This is a genomic window from Ralstonia flaminis, from assembly GCF_958415495.1.
Taxonomy (GTDB): domain Bacteria; phylum Pseudomonadota; class Gammaproteobacteria; order Burkholderiales; family Burkholderiaceae; genus Ralstonia; species Ralstonia flaminis.
In genome coordinates this window covers 1-18,567 of sequence record NZ_CATZLL010000027.1, presented here as the reverse complement: position 1 = coordinate 18,567, position 18,567 = coordinate 1, and the positions used below count along the sequence as shown (strand labels likewise).

Below are 18,567 nucleotides of genomic sequence, written 5' to 3'. Positions count from 1 at the left end.
CGGCCTGGAGACAAGTCGGCGCGCGTAGCGGCGCAAGATGAGATCGGGGATGTCTGCCAGGTGCTTATGAACGTCCAGCGTGTAAAGCAGGTCGATGCGCTCCTGTCATTTTCAGAAGACGACTGCACCAGTTCATTGGGCTAGCCGCCGTGTGTGCATAGGACTCCTGAACGTGACGTGTCAGGAGTCCTATGCACGAAATGCCGCGAGAGGCCGGGAGTGCTCAGAAGTCACATGCACGGCGCGACGAAGCTGGAACCGCCGAAAATTCCGACGATCAACCGGCAAGCTGCTTGATGCGCTCGGCCATGAGGCCGAACGCATCGTTCACGTATTCCAGCACCTTGGGTTCTGCGCCCTGCGCACGTAGGGAGTTTTTGAAGCTGTCCAGATCGGACAGCCATTGCCGATGCAGCCGGCCCAGCTCCTTGAGGTGTGGCTGGAAGGCTTGCAGGTTGCCGCCTGCACGAAGCGCCTGATAGCCGCGCTCAAGTGTGTTTGCCGTTGCCAGCAGTTGCGCCCCCATTTCTTTGTGCTGTTCGGAGAACTCGGCCATGCCGTCATAGGGCCGCGATGCCTTGTTGCGCTCGGCGTCGGATGCCTCTTCCATGATGCGGGCGTAGCGGTAGAAGCCTGGGAATTCGCGGGACAGTGCCATGAGCTGCTGGTCGGAAGTGTTGACCCAAATTCGATGCAGGTCGGGCACATACCCCATCATGCGATTGATGACGGCATGGGCATCGCTGACGCCTTCGGCGGCAAGCTGTTGCATCTGCTGATCCATCCTCGTCGCTAGTCGGCGAAATTCGCTCATGCTCATGCTTTGCTCACTCAAAGAGAGTGGCGACTTTCGCCAGCACTTCATCCATGAGCGGCGCTGGTAGTGTGTCTACCTTGCGGGCGTGACGTGCGGCCAGGTCGATTACTCGCGGCTGGTCACAACGCACGACGCCGGTAGTCTTGATACCAGTCACAGGTACGGCGAAACCAAGGCGGCGGGCAAACTCGCCGCCGTTGGTGATGGGTAGGATCACCGGCAACTTGGTGGCCTCGTTGAACTCGGCGGGCGACACGACCAGGACGGGACGGCTACCGCTTTGCTCGTGTCCGGCAGTCGGATCGAGCGACACGAGATAAATGTCGCCCCGCTTCATAGCAGTTCACCGCCCACGGCGGGTGCATCAACCCATTCGCGTTCATCGGCTGGTTGCGGCTGCGAATAGTCCGACACGGCCAGCAACTCCGCGAGCGTGTAGCGCGGGCGTGGATTGGGGTTGACCACCAGGCAGCCATGATCGACTGCGAGGCCGACCGTTGCGCCGGCTTGCAGGTGCAGTTGATCGAGGAAGGCCGGCGGCACGGCCAACATGATCGAGCCGCCGACCTTGCGCAGATTGGTTGTGTGCATGATGCACCTCCTACGAATAATGTTATATAAAAGTATAACTGTCTGTGCTTTCGGCTGCAAGCAGCTTGTCCGTCAAACGATCATTAGCCGGTCAAGCCGGACATTGTCCGGCAACATGCTTGTTTAATGGGTTGTCGGACATTAAGATAGGCGGACGGAAATGCGGACAAAAGGGGCGGCAATGGCACTGATCGGCTATGCGCGGGTATCGACGGAGAGTCAGCACGTCGATTTACAGAAAGACGCGCTGCGCAAGGCGGGCTGCGAGCGGGTATTTGAGGACATCATCAGCGGCGCGAAAAAAGAGCGGCAAGGTCTGGATGCAGCGCTGGCCTATTTGCGCGAAGGTGATGCCCTCGTCGTGTGGAAACTCGACCGCTTAGGCCGCTCGATGGTTCACTTGGTCAATACCGTGCAAGGCTTGGCCGCACGCGGTGTCGGCCTCAAGGTGCTAACGGGACAAGGCGCAGCTATCGACACCACCACGGCCCCCGGCAAGCTGGTCTTCGGGATTTTTGCGGCCCTCGCCGAGTTTGAGCGCGACCTGATCCGCGAGCGCACCAAAGCTGGGTTGACCGCTGCTGCCGCACGCGGTCGCAAGGGCGGGCGCAAGCCGGTCGTCACCGCAGACAAGCTACAGCGGGCGCGGGAGCACATCGCAAACGGGCTGAACGTCCGCGAGGCCGCCACGCGGCTTAAGGTGAGCAAGACGGCTCTATACGCTGCGCTGCAAAGCGGGAGCGAGCAACGATGAGCCGCAAGCCAAGCAGCGCCTTCGTCAAGACCAGAAAAGGCTTTTGCTACCTCACGGTCAAGGTCGGCAGAAGCAATTACAACATCATGCGCATTCGCAATTACACGCTTGAGCCGCAGGATAAGCGCGACATGCGCCGGTTGTATCCCGACTATCTCTTCGACTGGAAGAAGATCGGCCAGCAGCTTGCCGAAAAGAGGGAGGTATGCCGAGCCTACCGCTCCAAGCGTCAAGCGCCCCGGAGTGCCGAACGCACACCAGAGCCGTTCGTCATGGTGTCCTATGACCCAAGGACGCGCACGGTCTACGCTTCTGACGCTTGCGATTCAATGGCATTGCTTGACGCCGTTCTGCACATGGAACGCGCCCGCAAGAAGTAGTCCCGACAGGCAGTGCAGCCGACTCCTGATATTCCGTGCAGTCGCCTTCAGAAAATGACAACCGGCTTGCAATCCAGTGCAATGGCGTCGCTTCCACAAAGCCGCTAACGACGAAGATGGGCGTGGCCAGGGACGCTCATCTTCGTTCAGTCGCGACGGATATCTTCCAATCAGTGGGAATGTCCGCCGCTGCTCGCACCGCCTCCGTGACCTCCGCTATAGCTGCCGTTGCCGGCGCAGCCGCTAAGCGCGATGGCTATCACCGCTGCGGCAACGATCAATATCTTTTTGGGCATTTTTTCTCCTTAATTGACAAGTGAATTGATGGATAAAAGGGGAATTACAAACAGGTAGGGGCTGGGTTATGCCAATCTTCGCCGGATCAGACTGTAGTGGTCAACTAATTCCGGACACCTCGATTAGCCGATCGCCGCCGGCGCGCCGCCATACAAGAAGGGAGACACAGCCATGCACGAGCACCACCCGATCACCGACCCCGTCTGCGGCATGACCGTCAAGCCGGAATCGTCGCACCGCTTCGATCACGCCGGCCGCGAGCCCGCGTTTGCCGGAAGGCGGTGCGCGCGGATTGGCTGCCTCGCCGTCCGCGAGAATGGCGTCGTAATCCTTGCGGCAGGACGCAAGGCGTTCGGGCGTCAGCACGCCGCCGCCTGATCGACCTCATGGCAAGCGGCGACCAGCAGTTCGATCAGGCGGTTGGCCCAAGCCTGCCCCATCTCCTCGAAGGCGTAGGTCAGTTCCCGCAGGTGATGGGCGTTACTACCTCATATTTCAACAATTATTTTTCCATCTGCCCGACAGTTGGTCAGGTGAACTACGGGAAGCGCCAATGGACCCTAACGTCAACGAGCATCTGATCTCTTTTCTGACCAGCCTGGCCATCGGCCTTCTGATCGGGGTTGAGCGTGAACGCGCCGGTTCGGCAATGGGGTTACGAACTTCGGCCTTGGCCGCGCTGTTCGGCTCCATCGCCGCCCTCGTCGGCCAGAGCGTCGGGGCGCCGTGGTTTCTCCCTGCCGCCTTGCTGGCCATGACGGGCATCATGGTTTTCGGTCAGACCGCGACCGGGGAGAGCGAGAGCCACGCTGGCCCCACCACACGAATGGCCATCCTGCTTTCGTTCACCCTCGGAGCGATGGTTTGGCTCGGCCACGGTCGTTATGCTGTTATGCTAGCCATTGCTGCCGCAGCGCTGCTCCATTTCAAGGCCGAACTGCGCGGCTTGAGTTCACGGATTACTTCCCGCGACCTGGTGTCGATCCTGCAGTTCGCTACGCTGAGTTTTATCGTGCTGCCGCTCCTGCCCAACGTCGGTTATGGACCCTATGGCGCTTTCAATCCTCACCACGTCTGGATGATGGTCGTCCTGATATCCGGCTTGAGCCTCGCCGGCTATTTGGCCATGCGTGCGGTCGGAGATCGCTTTGGCCCGCCCTTGCTCGGTCTGCTGGGAGGACTGGTGTCGAGCACCGCGACTACCCTGGTGTACGCCCGTCATGCCCGCCAGACGCCGACCATGGCGCTGACGTCGTCGATCGTCATTCTCATGGCCAATCTGGTCTTGTCCGTGCGCCTGGGCATGATCGCCGTTGCCATCGCGCCCTCCTTGATGGCGACCCTTTGGCCAGTGTTGGTCGGCAACCTGGTGGCAGGCGGCTTGGCGGTACTGTTCGTCTGGCATCGTTCGCGGACGGGGGGGCCACTTCTTTTGCCGGAAGTTGCCAATCCGACCGAGTTACGGGTTGCGCTGAGCTTCGGTGCGATGTATGCCATCATTTTACTTTTAGCCTCGTGGCTGTCCGATTGGGCGGGAACCCGCGGGCTCTACCTGGCGTCCGCCGTGTCCGGGCTGACCGAACTTGATGCCATCGCATTGTCGACCCTGCGCCTGTTTGGGAATGGGAAACTGGGCGCCGAGGTAGCCGCTAACGCGATCGGCCTGGCGATTCTCTCTAACCTGTGCTTCAAAACTGGCCTCCTCGCCTGGGTCGCAGGGCGCGACTTCCTGTTGCGCTGCCTGCCTGGGATGATGGCTATCGGGATAGGCATTGCAATCGGCATGGGGTGGGTTGGCTATGCTTGACCAATCTCTCGTGTAGTTACGGCTTGCAGCTCTTCCTACGGCTCTGCGCCATGTCCGCTGATCTAAAGGGTGCTGTGCTACGCAAGCTGGGTGATGAGCCAAGATGGGCGGGACTGAGGTTCAGACGCGAGTTGCCCCTCTGGCTAACGGAAATTTCGGCGGTTCCGGCTTACAACCCCATGCATGGCGGCACCGCAGGGGCCACGTCCACCGACAGCTACACGACCATCGGGTTCAGCGTCAAAGGGGGCGTGCCCGCTCAGAACAGCGTGATCACCCAGAAACCCACGAAGCCGGCGAACAACACGAGCATCGAGTAGGGCTTCTCTTCGTGCACATGTGCCTCTACCAGCAACTCCTCCGTGACGAGGTACAGCAACGCCGCCGCGGAAAACGCCAGGACGACAGCCACCGTCGATGCGGGCAGGGCGCTCAAGCTCCGATAGCCGACCAGTGCAGTCGTCAGGAGCGTCGCGGCAAGCGCCACGCACACCCAGAGCACACGTCGGCCTTGGATCGCCTCGGAAACCAGGGACATGCCCAGGAACAGCATTTCAGCGGACAGGCCAATGGCCAGCGCGAAGCCAACCTTCTCTCCAGCCGCAAAGCCGGCACCGATCGTCACGCCGTCCAGCGCCGCGTCGAGGAACACGGTGATGACCAGTCCGTAGTTGAGTTGCGCGGAATTGCTGCCTGGCGCAGTGTTCGCTGCGCGCGCCTCCAGCCAGGATCCCAGGCGCTGAACACCGAACATGAACAGCACGCCAAAGGCGAACATGCCCACCAGCGCTTGTGGAGATGCTGTCGACTGACGCATCTCTGGGAACACCTCGATGGTGATCGCAGCCAAGATGATGCCGGCTGCGACGTGCTGAACATTCGAGATCAGCGTCTTGCTGGGCTGCCAGAACGACGCCAGCCACCCTCCGAGCACCATGACGATGGCCGGAAGCGTGAGGAAGTAGTACACGCTGCCCATGACTTCATGGTACTGGCCCCCAGTACCTTGCCAAAGTACCCCGGATCGGGGACACTGTTTGCAACAGAAACCTTGGTCACTCGTGATCTTGGAACACCTCCAAGACCGCCGCAGTGATACTATCAACGACCCTCAGCTCCTGCTCGAGGCGGTACATGAGCACAGCGAACTAACTCAACATTTCAGAGGATCGTGAAGCCAATCAGCGTCATCCCACGAACATGCTCGCGCGACGGGGTTGCCCCCCAGCAGCGCGGCTGGGTGTGGGCGTTTCGCTTGTTGCTGGTCATGGTTCTGGTGTTTGACCAGGTCAGCGCACCGTTTCACCAGCATCACCATGACTTCGGCATTGATGCCGACGCTGGCTTGGCCGCTTTGCACAGCCCCTCCGGGGATTCCCTGGCCTTCGAATCGCATGCTGAGGACAGCCATGATGGGCTGCAAGCTGGCCACCCTGCCATCGCGCTGCGCTCGCAGGCCGCGTCGGAGCTGAGCGGCGTTCAATCGGTTTCCGATGCGCTGCTTTCTGTAGCGGCGTTCGTGGTGGCCTTCCCGGCCATCGAAGTGGATACGCCCGTCCCTGACTGGCCCGACCGCGGGCCACCGCAGTTCACCTCTTTCAAGAGCCTGCCCCCCGCAGGCCGTGCCCCTCCGCTCCACGCCTGAAAAGCCGCAAGCCGTTTTTCCCGGGCGCGCACCAGCGCGCGCTCAGTCCGTGGAGTTTTCATGTCATCGCAATTTCCCCTTCGCGCGCCGGTGCAGAGGCAGCGCGGTGCTGGCCTTGCCAGCCGCCGCAATGTCGTCTCGCAACCGAGCCTGGCGCTGTGCGCCCTCGCGCTCGCGCTCACCCTTTCAACAACCACCTCCCAAGCAGCCGACGCGCCGGCCTTCGGCGTGCTGCTGCAACAGTCACTGGCGCGGGCGCCCATCCTGCTTGAGCAGCAGGCCAATGCCGAAGCCGCGCGCCTGGACGCGGCGCAGAGCCGCAAGTGGCTCAATCCCAAGGTCGACGCACTTTCTGAAGACCTGAACGCGCCGAGCAACGGCGGTCAGAGCCCGCGTCAAATCACCTTCTCCATCAGTCAGCCGCTGGAACTGGGCGGCAAGCGAGCCTCTCGCATCGCCGTGTCCGACCGCGATTCCGATGTGGCCGAAGCCAGGCGCCGTGAAGCCGAAGTGCTGTGGGCTGCAAAGCTCGCCGTCGCCTACGGAACGGTCGAGGCGGCCCAAGGGCGGCAACGTGTGGCAGCAGATGAACTGAGCCGCGCCGGCGACGACTTGCGGGCCGCGCGCGCCCAAGTCGAAGCAGGCAAGGAAGCCAGTGTCCGCGTCGCGCAGGCAGAAGCCGGTGCCGCTGCCGCCCGTGGCGCCGAGCGCGCAGCCGCCGCCGACCTGACCCAGGCCCTGGAAGAGCTGTCTGCACTCGTTGGGTCCCAGGAGCGCTTCACCGGCATCGCCGGATCCCTGTTCAGCACGGCAGCCGACGCAGGCGCCGCAGCCGACGAATCTCCCACGCTGCGCGTCGCGCAAAGCGAGCGTGAGGCCTCCGAGGCCCGGCTGCAAGTGGAAGAGCGGCGCTGGATTCCAGACCTCAGCGTGACGGCCGGCGTGCGTCGCTATGCCAGGACGTCCCAGAACGGCTATGTGGTCGGCTTGTCCGCATCCATCCCGTTGTTCGACCGCAATCGAGACGGCGTCGCCGCCGCGCGCCAGCGCGTGCAGGCCGCCGACGCACGCGTCCTGGCTGCCCGGCTGGAGACAGCTGCAGCCCGTCGATCGGCGCAGGCGCAACTGCTGGCTGCGGAGGGGCAACTGGAAGCTGCTCTTGAGGGCGAGCGTGCGTCCGCCGAAGGCTATCGACTGGCCCGCATCGGCTACGACGCCGGACGCACGCCTCTTGTCGAGCTGCTGTTCGCTCGTCGCGCTTATTCCGAAGCTCAACGTTCAACCATCGACGCGCGATTGGCGCGCGTCCGTTCCCTGGCAGCGCTCGCGCAGGCGCAGGGCCGTCTCGCATTTGGAGAATCACAATGACAAGCAAATTCAAGCTGAACCAAGTGCTGATCGCGGCCTGCATCGCCGCCGGTGCAGGAGCACTGGGCTACGGCATTGCGAGCCGCAGCTCGAGCGGTGCAGAGCCGGCGCCAGCCGCCGCCGCACCGAAGCCGGCAGCGACCGCAAATGCGGCCAAGAAGGACGCGCCCGAGCTGAAGATCCCGGCGGACTACATCACCGCCGCCAACATCACTGTCGAGAACGCGTCTGGCTCTGACGTCCGCAATGAGCTTCTGCTCCCTGCGGTCGTGACGGCCGCACCGGGCGCGGAAGCCGCCGTGGTGAGCCGCGCAAACGGCACATTGGTCCGGGTCTTGCGCCGCCTCGGCGACACCGTCAAGGCAGGTGAGGTGCTCGCAAGTATCGAGAGCCTCGAAGCCGCCACCATGGTGAGCGACCGCCGCGTGGCGCAAGCCAAGGTCGACCTGGCGCGCAAGACGCTGGCCCGTGAGAAGAGCCTCTTCGACCAGGGCGTCACGCCTCGTCAAGCGCTGGAAGCCGCTCAAGCAGATGTGGACGTCGCTGAGGCTGAGGCTCAGCGGGCCGCTGCTGTCGCAGGCGCCGCGCGCGTCGGCAGCGACGGCCGATCGCTCAATATCGTGGCGCCCATCGCCGGCCGCATCACTTCCATCACTGCGCTTGCAGGCGCCCACGTGACGCCGGACCTTGAGCTGTTCCGTGTGGGAATGCCCGGTGCCGTGCAGATCGAGGCGCCTCTGACCGCGGACGATCTGCGTCGCGTGGCAGTGGGCGACTCGGCTACTGTTCTGACTCGCTCCGGCAAGCCGGTGCCGGTGACGGTTCGCGGCTTGACGCCAGGCGTCAGCGCCACCACGCGTGCGGCCACGGTCGTGCTCATTCCGACGGCGGGGCCGGATGCGCAATCGCTCCTCGCCGGCGAAGGTGTGCAGGTCCGCCTGCAGACCCGCGGTCAATCCACGCCGCAGGGCGTCGCCGTGCCCGAAGAGGCGGTGCAAAACATCGACGGTACGGATGTCGTGTTCCTCCGCACGCCTGAAGGCTTCCGCGTCCAGCAGGTCTACGTGGGTCTGCGCAGCGGTGGCCTGGCGCAGATCGTCACTGGCCTGAAGTCGGGCCAGCAGGTCGCCGTCCGCAATGCCTTCCTGCTGAAGGCCGAGGCGAAGAAGCTCGCGGGAGACGACGAATGATCCAAGCTCTTCTCCAGGGCGTGGTTCGAGCCCGTTGGATGGTGCTGTTTCTGACGGCGCTCGTCGCCGCCTTCGGCGCCTGGCAGCTCAACTTGCTGCCCATCGACGTCACGCCCGACATCACGAACAAGCAGGTACAGATCAACACGGTTGTCCCGACACTGACACCGGTCGAGGTTGAAAAACGAGTGACCTATCCGATCGAGACAGCGCTTGCCGGCCTGAACGGCGTGGAGAACATGCGCTCGTTCTCGCGCAATGGCTTCAGCCAGGTCACGGTGATCTTCAAGGAGAGCGCCAACCTGTACTTCATGCGCCAGCAGGTCACCGAACGCTTGAATCAGGCGCGGGCCAGCCTGCCCGAAGGTGCCGACCCCGTCCTCGGACCGGTATCCACTGGCCTCGGCGAGGTGGTGCACTACAGCGTCGAGTACAAGTACCCGCGCGGCGAGGGTGCGCCTGCACCGGCTGAAGGCAAGGCCGGCTGGCAGAAGGACGGCAGCTTCGTGACGGACGAGGGCGAACGCTTGCCCGATTCCGTCTCGCAGTTGGCCTACCTCCGCACGGTGCAGGACTGGATCGTCCGGCCACAGCTGCGCATGACGCCCGGCGTCGCTGACGTGGACTCGCTGGGCGGCTTCGTCAAGCAGTACGTCGTCGAGCCCGACCTGACGCGTCTTGCGGCCTACGGCCTGGACTGGAGTGAACTCGGTCGCGCGCTGGAAGACTCGAATCTATCCATCGGTGCCAACTACTTGCGTCGCTCAGGCGAGAACTACCTCGTCCGTGCCGATGGCCGACTGCGCTCCGTGGACCAGATCGCCAATACGGTTGTCGCGCAACGCAACGGCGTGCCGGTCACGGTGGGCCAGGTGGCCACGGTCAAGATCGGCGGTGAGATTCGCACCGGTGCAGCCAGCCGCGACGGCAATGAGGCGGTCGTCGGCAGCGCGCTGATGCTTGTCGGCGAAAACAGCCGGACGGTTGCCGCCGCCGTGGTCGAGAAGCTGGGAGAGATCAAGAAGACGCTGCCGGAAGGCGTCGTGCTGGAGCCCACGCTGGACCGCTCCCAGCTGGTGGTGGCCACCATCAAGACCGTCGCCAAGAACCTGACCGAGGGTGCGCTGCTGGTTGTCGCCATCCTGTTCGCCCTGCTGGGCAACTGGCGCGCGGCCGTCATCGCGGCGCTGGTGATTCCGCTGTCGCTGCTGATGAGCGCCATCGGCATGAACTCCTTCGGCATCTCGGGCAACCTGATGAGCCTCGGTGCGCTGGACTTCGGTCTGATCATCGACGGCGCCGTCATCGTGGTCGAGAACGCCTTGCGGCGCCTGGCCCATCGACAGGCACTGGAAGGCCGCTTGCTGACGCTCGGCGAGCGCCTGCAGGAGGTCATGGCTTCGTCCAAGGAAATGATCAAGCCGACCGTATACGGCCAGCTGGTGATCTTCCTGGTGTTCCTGCCGTGCCTGAGCTTCCAGGGCGTCGAGGGCAAGATGTTCTCGCCCATGGTGATCACGCTGATGCTGGCCCTCGCGTCCGCCTTCGTGCTGTCCACCACCTTCGTGCCGGCCATGCTGGCCGTCGTGATGACGAAGCACATCGAGGAGCGCGAAGTCAAGGTGATCCAGGCGACCAAGAACCGGTACCTGCCGGTGCTGCAGCGTACGGTGGCCAACCCGTGGCCATCGATCGTCACCGGCCTCGTCATAGTGGCGGCGGCAGCGGTCACCTTCCGATTCGTCGGCAAGGAGTTCATGCCCACGCTCGACGAACAGAACCTGAACCTCTCGTCAGTCCGCATTCCTTCGATGTCGATCGAGGACTCGGCCGCGCTGGACCTGCCCATCGAGCGGACCCTGTTGACCCTCCCTGAGGTCAAGACGGTCTACTCGAAGGCGGGTACGGCCAGCCTGGCGGCGGACCCGATGCCTCCGAACGCCTCCGACAACTACGTCATCCTGAAGCCCAAGAACGAGTGGCCCGAAGGCGTGACCACCAAGGAGCAGGTCGTCGAGCGCATCCGCGAGAAGATGTCGGCGATCGTGGGCAATGCCTACGACGCGACGCAACCGATCGAGATGCGGTTCAACGAGTTGATCGGCGGCGTCCGCAGCGATGTGGCCGTCAAGATCTACGGCGACGACCTCGACCAGTTGGCTGCGACCGGCCAGCGCATCGCCGCGTTGCTGAAGAAGATCCCGGGCGCGGTCGATACGCGCGTGGCGCAGACATCGGGGTTCCCAACCTTCGACATCGAGTTCGACCGCGTGGCGATTGCGCGCCACGGCCTCACGCTCAAGGAAGTTGCCGACACGGTGTCCGCCGCGCTGGCAGGCCGGCCGTCGGGTCAGATCTTCGAGGGTGACCGTCGCTTCGACCTGGTCGTGCGCCTGCCAGGCGATCAACGCAACAATCTGGACCAGCTGCGCGGATTGCCGGTGACGCTGCCCGCGGTCGACGGCAAGCCGCGTGCTTCGGTGCCGCTGGGTTCGCTGGTGCAGTTCAAGTTCACGCAAGGTCTGAACGAGGTCAGTCGTGACAACGGCAAGCGCCGCCTGTATGTCGAGGCGAACGTCAGCGGGCGGGACCTGGGCAGCTTTGTCGCCGAAGCGCAGAAGCGCATCGACGCCGAGATCAAGCTGCCAACCGGCGCGTGGATCGAATGGGGCGGCCAGTTCCAGAACCTGCAGGCTGCTTCCAAGCGGCTGGCCATCATCATCCCGGCGTGCCTGGTGCTCATCAGTGCGGTCCTCTACCTGGCCATCGGCAGCGCTGCGCTGACGGCGACGGTGTTGGCCACCATCCCGATGGCAGTGGCGGGCGGCGTGTTCACGCTGGCTATTCGCGACATTCCGTTCTCGATCTCCGCTGCTGTGGGATTCATCGCCGTGTCAGGTGTGGCGGTGCTCAACGGCCTCGTGATGATTTCGGCAATCCGTAAGCGGCTGGAAGACGGCATGGCGACTAGCGCGGCCGTGATCGAAGGCGCGATGGAGCGCGTGCGACCCGTCCTGATGACCGCTCTGGTCGCGTCCTTGGGCTTCATCCCGATGGCGTTCGGTACCGGCACTGGGGCCGAGGTACAGCGGCCGCTGGCAACGGTCGTGATCGGCGGCCTGATCACCGCGACGGTCCTGACGCTGCTGGTCCTGCCCGCGTTGTGCGGTCTCGTCCTGAAGCGGTCGGATCAGGCCAAGCCTGAGCCGGAACCCGAACCCCTGCCGCAAGCCTGAGCTTGATAGGGGAGGCGCGAGCGCTTCCCCGTCTCCCTGATTTTTCACCAGCAGTAAAGGAAATCATGTTCCAACGTCTTGCCCGGCCGCTGCTCGCGGTGGGCCTGCTCCTCTCCGCCGCGGCCGCCTGGGCGCACGGCATCTCCGAGGCCGACAAGCAGCGCATGCTGGATGGCGGCTACCTGCAGTACATCGGGCTGGGCGCCAGCCACATGCTGACCGGCTACGACCACCTGTTGTTCCTGTTCGGTGTGGTGTTCTTCCTCACGAAGTTCACCGATGTGGCCAAGTTCGTCACGGCGTTCACGCTGGGCCACTGCATCACGCTGATCTTCGCGACGTTCCTGAAGATCACCTGGAACTTCTGGCTCGTGGATGCACTGATCGCGATCAGCGTCATCTACAAGGGGTTCGACAACAACGGCGGCTTCCAGAAGTACTTCAACCGCCCGTCGCCCAACCTACTGCGTGTCGTCTTCGCCTTCGGGCTGCTGCACGGTTTCGGCCTGTCCACCCGCCTGCAGCAACTGCCGCTGGGCGACGACAACTTCAGCATGCTGATGCGGATCCTGAGCTTCAACGTCGGCGTTGAGATCGGGCAGATCGCCGCTCTCGTGGTCATGGTCGCCCTGCTGTCCCTGTGGCGCAAGCGTGAGTCGTTCCAGCGGTTCAGCACGTTCTCGAACAACGCACTGATGACGCTCGGCGCGCTGTTGCTGTTGATGCAACTGCACGGCTACCACCACGACTTCGATGCAGAGAACCTGCGCTTCCCCGAGGAGGAGCACAAGCACCTGCATGAAGACATGGACATCGACAAGAGCACCCGCACGGGACGCGAGAGCCTCTGATGGCCGCGTTCTTTGAGTTTTCCCCCACCCCCCACCAAAGGAGTTTTCCATGAAGAAACTGTTCGTCTCGATGGCCGCCATGGCCGCATTCAGCCTCTCCGCTCCCGCCTTTGCCGGCGGTGACGGCGACTGCCATTTCCACGGCAACACGCCAGCCAAGGCCGAGACCGTGTCGGGCTGCGCCGTGAAGCGCCAGCAGGCGCTCATCGCCGGCGGCAAGCTCGACAAGTCCTGGCAGAGCATCAAGCCCGGCACGCCCGAGCAGGTCGATGGCCAGAAGGGCAAGGAATGGAAGGTCACCTTCAAGGATCCGGCCGCTGCCGACAAGTCCAAGGCGAACCTCTACATGTTCTTCACGCCGCAGGGCAACTTCATCGCTGCCAACTTCACCGGCAACTGATCGGTCTTTGACCGTTGCGGCGCCAGCAGGCATTGCGCCTGCTGGCGTCTGTCCCCCTTTCGCGGAGCACCGCCATGTTGGATGTCCTTGCCAATCGGACGTACCGCCACCTTTTCTTCGCCCAGGTCATTGCGCTGGTCGGAACAGGGCTGGCCACCGTCGCACTGGGCCTGCTGGCCTTCGACTTGGCAGGTGCGGACGCGGGCGCAGTGCTCGGCACCGCGCTGGCCATCAAGATGGTGGCCTACATCGGCGTCGCACCCATCGCCTCGGCGTTTGCCGACAGGGTGCCGCGCCGCACCTTGCTGGTTGCGCTGGACCTCGTGCGCGCCGCCGTCGCGCTGGTGCTGCCCTTCGTCACGGAGATCTGGCAGGTCTACGTGCTGATCTTCGTGTTGCAGTCGGCCTCTGCGGGTTTCACGCCCACATTCCAGGCGACGATCCCTGATGTGCTGCCCAAGGAGGCGGACTACACCAAGGCCTTGTCGCTATCGCGCCTGGCCTATGACCTTGAGAGCCTGGCCAGTCCGGCGCTGGCTGCAGCACTGCTGACCGTGGTCAGCTTCCACAGCCTTTTCCTTGGGACGGTTGTGGGTTTCGTCGCCTCGGCCGTACTGGTTGTCTCTACCGTGCTCCCCAAGGCAAAGCAGCCGCCGCGGCGCAGCATCTACGAGCGCACCACGCGCGGCAGCCGCATCTACCTCTCCACACCGCGGCTGCGCGGCTTGCTAGCGTTGAACCTCGCTGTCGCGTCCGCCAGCGCCATGGTCATCGTCAACACGGTGGTGCTGGTGCAGAGCCAGCTGCAGCTCAACCAGCGTTTCACGGCCGGCGCACTGGCGGCCTTCGGCGGCGGCTCCATGCTGATTGCCCTTGGGCTACCCAAGCTCCTGGAGCGCTTGCCCGACCGGCGCGTCATGGTCTTTGGCGCGTCTGTCCTGACCATCGGCCTGCTGCTTGGACCCTTGGCGACGGGCAACTATGCGGCGCTCGTGGTGCTGTGGCTGCTGTTGGGCATGGGCTACTCCCTCGCTCAAACGCCGTCCGGCAGGCTGCTGCGCCGCTCGGCCAGCGAGCAGGACCGACCAGCGCTTTTCGCCGCGCAGTTCGCGCTTTCGCACGCCTGTTGGCTCATCACCTACCCGGTCGCCGGATGGCTGGGCGCCAAGGCCGGCCTGAACGCCAGCTTCATCGCTCTGGGCATTCTGGCGGGAGTGACCACGTTCGCGAGTCTCTGGCTTTGGCCCAAGGACGATCCGGTGGAGGTTCCTCATACCCACGGTGATCTGAAAGAAGGCGATGAGCACCTGCAGAGCCCGGCCGTGGACGACGCTCGGCAGCACTCACATGCATACGTGATCGACGACCAGCATCAGCGGTGGCCAAGGAGCTGAAGTCATGGACAGGCGCGCAGTACTGGCTTGGATGAGCTGCGTCACCGGGAGCTTGCTACTGCCCGGTTGCGCAAGCTTCCTGCGGGGCAGCTCCGTGGGACCGCAGTGCTACCGCGCGAGGAATGGCCCCGGGATCAAGGCGATATGCACGCCGGAAGCCGTCCCTGACGAAGAAGCCGAATCGCGAGCCAAGCGGTTCGAGCCGGTCGCCGGTCAGCTGACCATCTATCTCGTCCGCCACCGGTGGGGAGATGCCGCCAATAGGGTCAAGGTGGGCATTGCCGGGGAGCGGTTGGTGACGACCATCCCGGCTTCGCTGATTCGGATCGCCGTGCCGCCTGGAAAGCACCTCCTGGTCTTTAACTGGGCCAAAGGGCATGGAGTGCTACAGGTCCAGGGCGACGCCGGACAAGTGCTGTTCGTGGATCTGGTCGGCAGCCTGTGGATCTGGAACGAGTGGTACCGGTTGGAGATGGGCGACCCCTCGTTTCGAGACAGGGCGATGAAGAGTCGGCTCGTGGCTGACGTCAAGCTGGGCGTGCGCGAGTGACGCAAAAACTCCTGCTGGACGTTGGGACGCAAGTGGCGGAATCGGACTTCCCGCCAGAGTCCGCCGCGGCTCACTTTGAGGCGATCGGCAAGGGCATCAACGACGTGGATGTCATCGTGCAGGCCTTGCTGGAGAGGCTCCCTCCGTCCAAGCCTTGGCAGCGCCAGTTGCGCAGCCATCTGCGCGATGCGGACCGGCACGTGGAGATTCTCAGGCTGGAGATTTCACTGGAACACGACAGTTCGGAGATCCACGCGGCTGCGCTCAAGCTCAAACATGTCCTCGAGATCGCGAACTTTCATATCGCGGGTGGTCGCGCGGAAGGCTGGATAAGGAACGCGCTGGCGGTGGCCTACCGCAATGCGTCGCTTGTCAGTAAGTTGCTGGCGCCTTGACTTTTCAAGCTAGCAATATGTCGGCCAGTTAACGCCATTGCTCCGCTGACGACAGATTCGTAGTCGACCCACCCGGACTCTGTCCGGGGGGGTGCCAAAGTGCTCTTGAGGTTGACCGAGCTTGCTGCTTTGTCGGGAAAACGTTCAAGGACCCTCATGACTGATATGCAATGTCTGAACCTGCTTGCGCCGATAGCTATGGAGGAGCGAACTGTCAGTGCGCTTGTCTCCTCCGGCGTGTGCAGGACATATCTCTGTTCGCCCGTCTACGCCCATGGGTTCGAGCATTTCGACCTGGATGATGACGGAGGCCTTGCGGGCGGTATTGCAGCCTTGGCCAAGGCAATCGTGCCCGCCGAAAGAATGGAGGAGCTTCTCAAGCACCTGCAATTCGAACTGGCGCTCACCGGTGTGCGCTTCTGGATCAGTCCGGTTATCCGCCAAGGGGAGTTCGCGTGAATCACCGGAGCCTGGCATTGCACCGACCCGCCGTACTGCTGTCGGCAGCCGTCGGCGTATGCCGCCGACGAAGACGTACTCGCAGCTCCAGTCGAACTGGAAGGCGTCGCCCAGCTCGAAGCTCATCGGCACGAAGGCTGCACTACGCGGTGCGGCGTCTTGCTCGGCCCGCTAGGCTCGCACCCAGCGGGTCACACGGGCGTCGCTGCCGGCCGCTGGCTTCGATGGTCGTCGCGTCCAGCGTCAGCCCGCACCGGTCCAGGGCTTGGCGATCACAAGTGGCTTTGGGGAGCCCGCGATCAGACCGGTCGCGCCCTTTGGTTCCATCGCCGCTGATCCCTAACCTGGTCACGAGTCAGACCCCGATCGAAGATGCGCTGCGCCCTTTACGCCACGTCATTGGGGACGGCAACAAACTTGCCAGGGGCGACTCGAACTCGCTTCATGCTTAACCCTTCGCATCCGAGTACTTTGCCATGCTCGCGATTCAAACAAGAACGCGCCAGGCTGGGGTTGGTTCGGATCGTTGTAGCCAGCGGCGGCGTGCATAAAGGCGTACCGGCTGCGCACGCGCTGGCCGACTCCGCTCCGGTGGACGAGCCGTCGATCTTGATGATCTGGGCGTGTGCGGAGAACGAGAGTGCGGCAGCGCAGACAGTCAGCGCGCCAGTGATGAAAGAGGACGACGGCGGCCGCATCGGCACCTGGGTCACCATCACCGTCGCCGAACGAGGGCGAGCGGTTGCGCAAAGCCCAGATCACGGCAAAGGGCTCGCTGCGTGAGCGTCGAAGAGCGGCGGCTTCCGCTCAAACCCTAGGTTCAACGGCGAGCTGTGTTGCTTATCATTTCTCTCGACCACCACGGTGCACTGAAACAGAGCCGATGAGCTCACGAGGCGACGGGTGGAGACAAGCGCGGGGGCGAAGTTCTACAGCATTGAGGTTTGTTCTATGCCCGTTTTCATCGGAAGTTTGCCGCCCGAACCGCCAACCCCTGCGCGACCTGATTGCGCCAGGGTGATTGCCTCCACGTTTGGCAGTCGGGATGTGACGTCGCGCCCGCCGGCCCATGGCGAGCGTTGAGCGCACCGCCTATCCTCGATTTCCTCGTCTCCTAACACCGCAAAAGCTGCGGAAGCTGTTCACTCCGTCGAAAGACGAGGTGGAGTGGGTCGCTGCAAGTTCGCGCGGTGAAGACCGTCGGCTGTCGCTGACGGTGCAGTTGAAGTGCTTCCAGTACCTGCACTTCTTCCAGCCTGCAGAGAGCATTCCGCCAGAGGTGGTCGAGCATGTGGCCGTCTGCTTGGGCTTCGCGCCCCAGCAGCAGCTCCGGTATCCCGAGGCCAGCGGGAACGGGGCCTTGTATCGTGACCACGACAAGGTTCGCGCCTTCCTGAAGATCCGGCCGTACAGCGGGCCCAAGCCCCGGGCCGAGGCTGTTCGCATCGCGCGCAGAGCCAGCTCGGTCGTCAACACCGTGGTCGACGTCATCAACGCGCTGACCACGGAACTCGTGATCAAGGACTACGAACTGCCGAGCTTCAGCACGCTTCACAAGATTGCTGAGAAGGAGCACGAGGCTGCCGAGCAAGCCATCTTCGACGGGGTCGAGCGCAAACTCACCAACGACCAGCGGCGTTGGCTGGACGAGTTGTTGATCTCGGAGTTATCCAACTGGCAGACCCGGTACAACGAGCTGAAGCGGTCGGCCAAGAAGGCGTCGCGCCAGCACCTTGATGAACTGCTCGAGCAGCTTGGCTGGCTCGAATCGCTGCCGGACAGTGACTCGCTCCTCGAAGGCTTGACGCAGCCCAGGCTTAAGTACCTTTGCGACCTGGCCACGACTCGCGACGCCGGGGAAATGAAGGACTTCTCGCAGGCCAAGCGCCACACGATGACTCTGGCGCTGATCCGGCAGATGCGCGTGCGCGCCCGTGACGACATCGCGGAGATGTTCATCCGTCGGCTGACAGCCTGCCACAACGCCGCCCAGGAGGAGCTGAAAGAACTGCAGGCGCGCCAGCGCGAACTCAGCGAGGAGCTTGTGGCCAAGCTGGAGCGGGTGCTCGAGCTGCTGGCTGAAGATCTGTCCGACGAGGAGACGGGCAAGCGGGTGCGAGAGCTGCTGGCACCGCACGGCAGCCTGGACCAGTTGCGCGCCGACTGTGAAGCGATCCGCGTCTGGAGCGGCAAGAACTACCTGCCCCTGCTGCGCAAGCCGTTCAATTCCTGGCGGGCGCCCCTGTTCCGCATGGCCAGGGCGGTGGAGTTTGGCTCGACGAGCCAGGACAAGAGCCTGATCGATGCGCTGCAGATCGTGCTGGCTAACCAGGGGTCTCCTCGTTTTCAGTGCAATAAGTGACGGTACGAAAAGCTAGCACTGGCGCGGAGGTGGTGTTGGTAGATCGTTGATTTCATTGACTTTCCTGTTCA

20 protein-coding genes and 1 pseudogene are annotated in these 18,567 nt (G+C 63.4%); 17 read left to right on the top strand and 4 right to left on the bottom strand.

The annotated features are described in order from the left end of the window. Positions 1-277: 277 nt before the first annotated feature. From R2N11_RS25995 to R2N11_RS25985, 3 genes are read right to left on the bottom strand one after another with little or no spacing between them, the layout of a single operon-like run. Positions 278-820 (bottom strand): hypothetical protein, encoded by a 543-nt coding sequence (locus tag R2N11_RS25995; RefSeq protein WP_009238011.1) that lies wholly within the window; start codon positions 818-820, stop codon positions 278-280. A 7-nt stretch (positions 821-827) separates the two neighbouring features. Continuing rightward, positions 828-1,154 carry a type II toxin-antitoxin system PemK/MazF family toxin gene (locus R2N11_RS25990; RefSeq protein WP_009238012.1) on the bottom strand — a complete coding sequence of 109 codons (327 nt, stop codon included), beginning with the start codon at positions 1,152-1,154 and terminating at the stop codon, positions 828-830. Further along, positions 1,151-1,408, bottom strand: a complete 258-nt coding sequence (locus R2N11_RS25985; protein ID WP_009238013.1) for an AbrB/MazE/SpoVT family DNA-binding domain-containing protein — start codon at positions 1,406-1,408, stop codon at positions 1,151-1,153. The genes R2N11_RS25990 and R2N11_RS25985 overlap by 4 nt, the downstream gene beginning before the upstream one ends. Positions 1,409-1,589: 181 nt before the next feature. On the opposite strand from R2N11_RS25985, the gene R2N11_RS25980 reads away from it, so the two are divergent. From R2N11_RS25980 to R2N11_RS25960, 5 genes are all read left to right on the top strand, one after another. Next, entirely contained in the window at positions 1,590-2,162 is a 573-nt protein-coding gene (locus R2N11_RS25980; RefSeq protein WP_009277700.1) for a recombinase family protein, read from the top strand. Next, entirely contained in the window at positions 2,159-2,542 is a 384-nt protein-coding gene (locus R2N11_RS25975; RefSeq protein WP_009238015.1) for a hypothetical protein, read from the top strand. Before R2N11_RS25980 ends, R2N11_RS25975 begins: the two co-directional genes overlap by 4 nt. Positions 2,543-3,010: 468 nt before the next feature. Then, the gene (locus tag R2N11_RS25970; RefSeq protein WP_009238017.1) at positions 3,011-3,217 is read left to right on the top strand and encodes a hypothetical protein; all 207 of its coding nucleotides are present in this window, start codon (positions 3,011-3,013) and stop codon (positions 3,215-3,217) included. An 8-nt stretch (positions 3,218-3,225) separates the two neighbouring features. Then, entirely contained in the window at positions 3,226-3,420 is a 195-nt protein-coding gene (locus R2N11_RS25965) for a hypothetical protein (RefSeq protein WP_009238018.1), read from the top strand. Further along, positions 3,393-4,646 carry an MgtC/SapB family protein gene (locus R2N11_RS25960; RefSeq protein ID WP_009238019.1) on the top strand — a complete coding sequence of 418 codons (1,254 nt, stop codon included), beginning with the start codon at positions 3,393-3,395 and terminating at the stop codon, positions 4,644-4,646. The genes R2N11_RS25965 and R2N11_RS25960 overlap by 28 nt, the downstream gene beginning before the upstream one ends. Positions 4,647-4,905: 259 nt before the next feature. On the opposite strand, the gene R2N11_RS25955 is transcribed toward R2N11_RS25960, so the two are convergent. Continuing rightward, positions 4,906-5,625 (bottom strand): ZIP family metal transporter, encoded by a 720-nt coding sequence (locus tag R2N11_RS25955; RefSeq protein ID WP_009238021.1) that lies wholly within the window; start codon positions 5,623-5,625, stop codon positions 4,906-4,908. A 192-nt stretch (positions 5,626-5,817) separates the two neighbouring features. Between R2N11_RS25955 and R2N11_RS25950 the strand changes: the two genes are divergently transcribed. The 12 genes and pseudogenes from R2N11_RS25950 to R2N11_RS25895 all read left to right on the top strand — a co-directional run. Next, positions 5,818-6,291, top strand: a complete 474-nt coding sequence (locus tag R2N11_RS25950; RefSeq protein ID WP_232295830.1) for a hypothetical protein — start codon at positions 5,818-5,820, stop codon at positions 6,289-6,291. 60 nt (positions 6,292-6,351) lie between these two features. Continuing rightward, a complete protein-coding gene (locus R2N11_RS25945; protein ID WP_009238023.1) occupies positions 6,352-7,659 on the top strand; it encodes a TolC family protein in 1,308 nt (435 codons plus the stop codon). Then, positions 7,656-8,849, top strand: coding sequence for an efflux RND transporter periplasmic adaptor subunit (locus tag R2N11_RS25940; protein ID WP_009238024.1), 1,194 nt, complete (start codon positions 7,656-7,658; stop codon positions 8,847-8,849). Before R2N11_RS25945 ends, R2N11_RS25940 begins: the two co-directional genes overlap by 4 nt. Then, on the top strand, positions 8,846-12,085 hold the full coding sequence (locus R2N11_RS25935; protein WP_009238025.1) for a CusA/CzcA family heavy metal efflux RND transporter: 3,240 nt from the start codon (positions 8,846-8,848) through the stop codon (positions 12,083-12,085). Before R2N11_RS25940 ends, R2N11_RS25935 begins: the two co-directional genes overlap by 4 nt. 65 nt (positions 12,086-12,150) lie before the next feature. Then, positions 12,151-12,936 carry a HupE/UreJ family protein gene (locus R2N11_RS25930; RefSeq protein ID WP_009238026.1) on the top strand — a complete coding sequence of 262 codons (786 nt, stop codon included), beginning with the start codon at positions 12,151-12,153 and terminating at the stop codon, positions 12,934-12,936. A gap of 49 nt (positions 12,937-12,985) precedes the next feature. Further along, a complete protein-coding gene (locus R2N11_RS25925; protein ID WP_009238027.1) occupies positions 12,986-13,336 on the top strand; it encodes a DUF6488 family protein in 351 nt (116 codons plus the stop codon). A gap of 74 nt (positions 13,337-13,410) precedes the next feature. Further along, positions 13,411-14,730, top strand: a complete 1,320-nt coding sequence (locus R2N11_RS25920) for an MFS transporter (RefSeq protein WP_009238028.1) — start codon at positions 13,411-13,413, stop codon at positions 14,728-14,730. Positions 14,731-14,734: 4 nt separating this feature from the next. After that, positions 14,735-15,280 carry a hypothetical protein gene (locus R2N11_RS25915; protein WP_009238029.1) on the top strand — a complete coding sequence of 182 codons (546 nt, stop codon included), beginning with the start codon at positions 14,735-14,737 and terminating at the stop codon, positions 15,278-15,280. Then, the gene (locus tag R2N11_RS25910; RefSeq protein ID WP_009238030.1) at positions 15,277-15,675 is read left to right on the top strand and encodes a hypothetical protein; all 399 of its coding nucleotides are present in this window, start codon (positions 15,277-15,279) and stop codon (positions 15,673-15,675) included. The genes R2N11_RS25915 and R2N11_RS25910 overlap by 4 nt, the downstream gene beginning before the upstream one ends. Before the next feature lie 156 nt (positions 15,676-15,831). Further along, positions 15,832-16,134, top strand: a complete 303-nt coding sequence (locus tag R2N11_RS25905; RefSeq protein WP_009238031.1) for a DUF3240 family protein — start codon at positions 15,832-15,834, stop codon at positions 16,132-16,134. A gap of 444 nt (positions 16,135-16,578) precedes the next feature. Next, a complete protein-coding gene (locus R2N11_RS25900; protein ID WP_148496246.1) occupies positions 16,579-16,917 on the top strand; it encodes a hypothetical protein in 339 nt (112 codons plus the stop codon). Between the two features lie 286 nt (positions 16,918-17,203). Next, positions 17,204-18,472, top strand: a pseudogene (locus R2N11_RS25895) (DUF4158 domain-containing protein); the annotation flags it as partial. Positions 18,473-18,567 lie beyond the last annotated feature (95 nt).

What these genes read in the sequence shown, in the direction of transcription:
- R2N11_RS25925 (WP_009238027.1), top strand. Translation starts at nt 12,986, where the DNA reads ATGAAGAAACTGTTCGTCTCGATGGCCGCCATGGCCGCATTCAGCCTC.
- R2N11_RS25985 (WP_009238013.1), bottom strand. Translation starts at nt 1,408, where the DNA reads ATGCACACAACCAATCTGCGCAAGGTCGGCGGCTCGATCATGTTGGCC.
- R2N11_RS25900 (WP_148496246.1), top strand. Translation starts at nt 16,579, where the DNA reads ATGCTTAACCCTTCGCATCCGAGTACTTTGCCATGCTCGCGATTCAAA.
- R2N11_RS25930 (WP_009238026.1), top strand. Translation starts at nt 12,151, where the DNA reads ATGTTCCAACGTCTTGCCCGGCCGCTGCTCGCGGTGGGCCTGCTCCTC.
- R2N11_RS25965 (WP_009238018.1), top strand. Translation starts at nt 3,226, where the DNA reads ATGGCAAGCGGCGACCAGCAGTTCGATCAGGCGGTTGGCCCAAGCCTG.
- R2N11_RS25990 (WP_009238012.1), bottom strand. Translation starts at nt 1,154, where the DNA reads ATGAAGCGGGGCGACATTTATCTCGTGTCGCTCGATCCGACTGCCGGA.
- R2N11_RS25945 (WP_009238023.1), top strand. Translation starts at nt 6,352, where the DNA reads ATGTCATCGCAATTTCCCCTTCGCGCGCCGGTGCAGAGGCAGCGCGGT.
- R2N11_RS25970 (WP_009238017.1), top strand. Translation starts at nt 3,011, where the DNA reads ATGCACGAGCACCACCCGATCACCGACCCCGTCTGCGGCATGACCGTC.
- R2N11_RS25915 (WP_009238029.1), top strand. Translation starts at nt 14,735, where the DNA reads ATGGACAGGCGCGCAGTACTGGCTTGGATGAGCTGCGTCACCGGGAGC.
- R2N11_RS25920 (WP_009238028.1), top strand. Translation starts at nt 13,411, where the DNA reads ATGTTGGATGTCCTTGCCAATCGGACGTACCGCCACCTTTTCTTCGCC.
- R2N11_RS25980 (WP_009277700.1), top strand. Translation starts at nt 1,590, where the DNA reads ATGGCACTGATCGGCTATGCGCGGGTATCGACGGAGAGTCAGCACGTC.
- R2N11_RS25995 (WP_009238011.1), bottom strand. Translation starts at nt 820, where the DNA reads ATGAGCATGAGCGAATTTCGCCGACTAGCGACGAGGATGGATCAGCAG.
- R2N11_RS25975 (WP_009238015.1), top strand. Translation starts at nt 2,159, where the DNA reads ATGAGCCGCAAGCCAAGCAGCGCCTTCGTCAAGACCAGAAAAGGCTTT.
- R2N11_RS25955 (WP_009238021.1), bottom strand. Translation starts at nt 5,625, where the DNA reads ATGGGCAGCGTGTACTACTTCCTCACGCTTCCGGCCATCGTCATGGTG.
- R2N11_RS25940 (WP_009238024.1), top strand. Translation starts at nt 7,656, where the DNA reads ATGACAAGCAAATTCAAGCTGAACCAAGTGCTGATCGCGGCCTGCATC.
- R2N11_RS25935 (WP_009238025.1), top strand. Translation starts at nt 8,846, where the DNA reads ATGATCCAAGCTCTTCTCCAGGGCGTGGTTCGAGCCCGTTGGATGGTG.
- R2N11_RS25905 (WP_009238031.1), top strand. Translation starts at nt 15,832, where the DNA reads ATGACTGATATGCAATGTCTGAACCTGCTTGCGCCGATAGCTATGGAG.
- R2N11_RS25960 (WP_009238019.1), top strand. Translation starts at nt 3,393, where the DNA reads ATGGACCCTAACGTCAACGAGCATCTGATCTCTTTTCTGACCAGCCTG.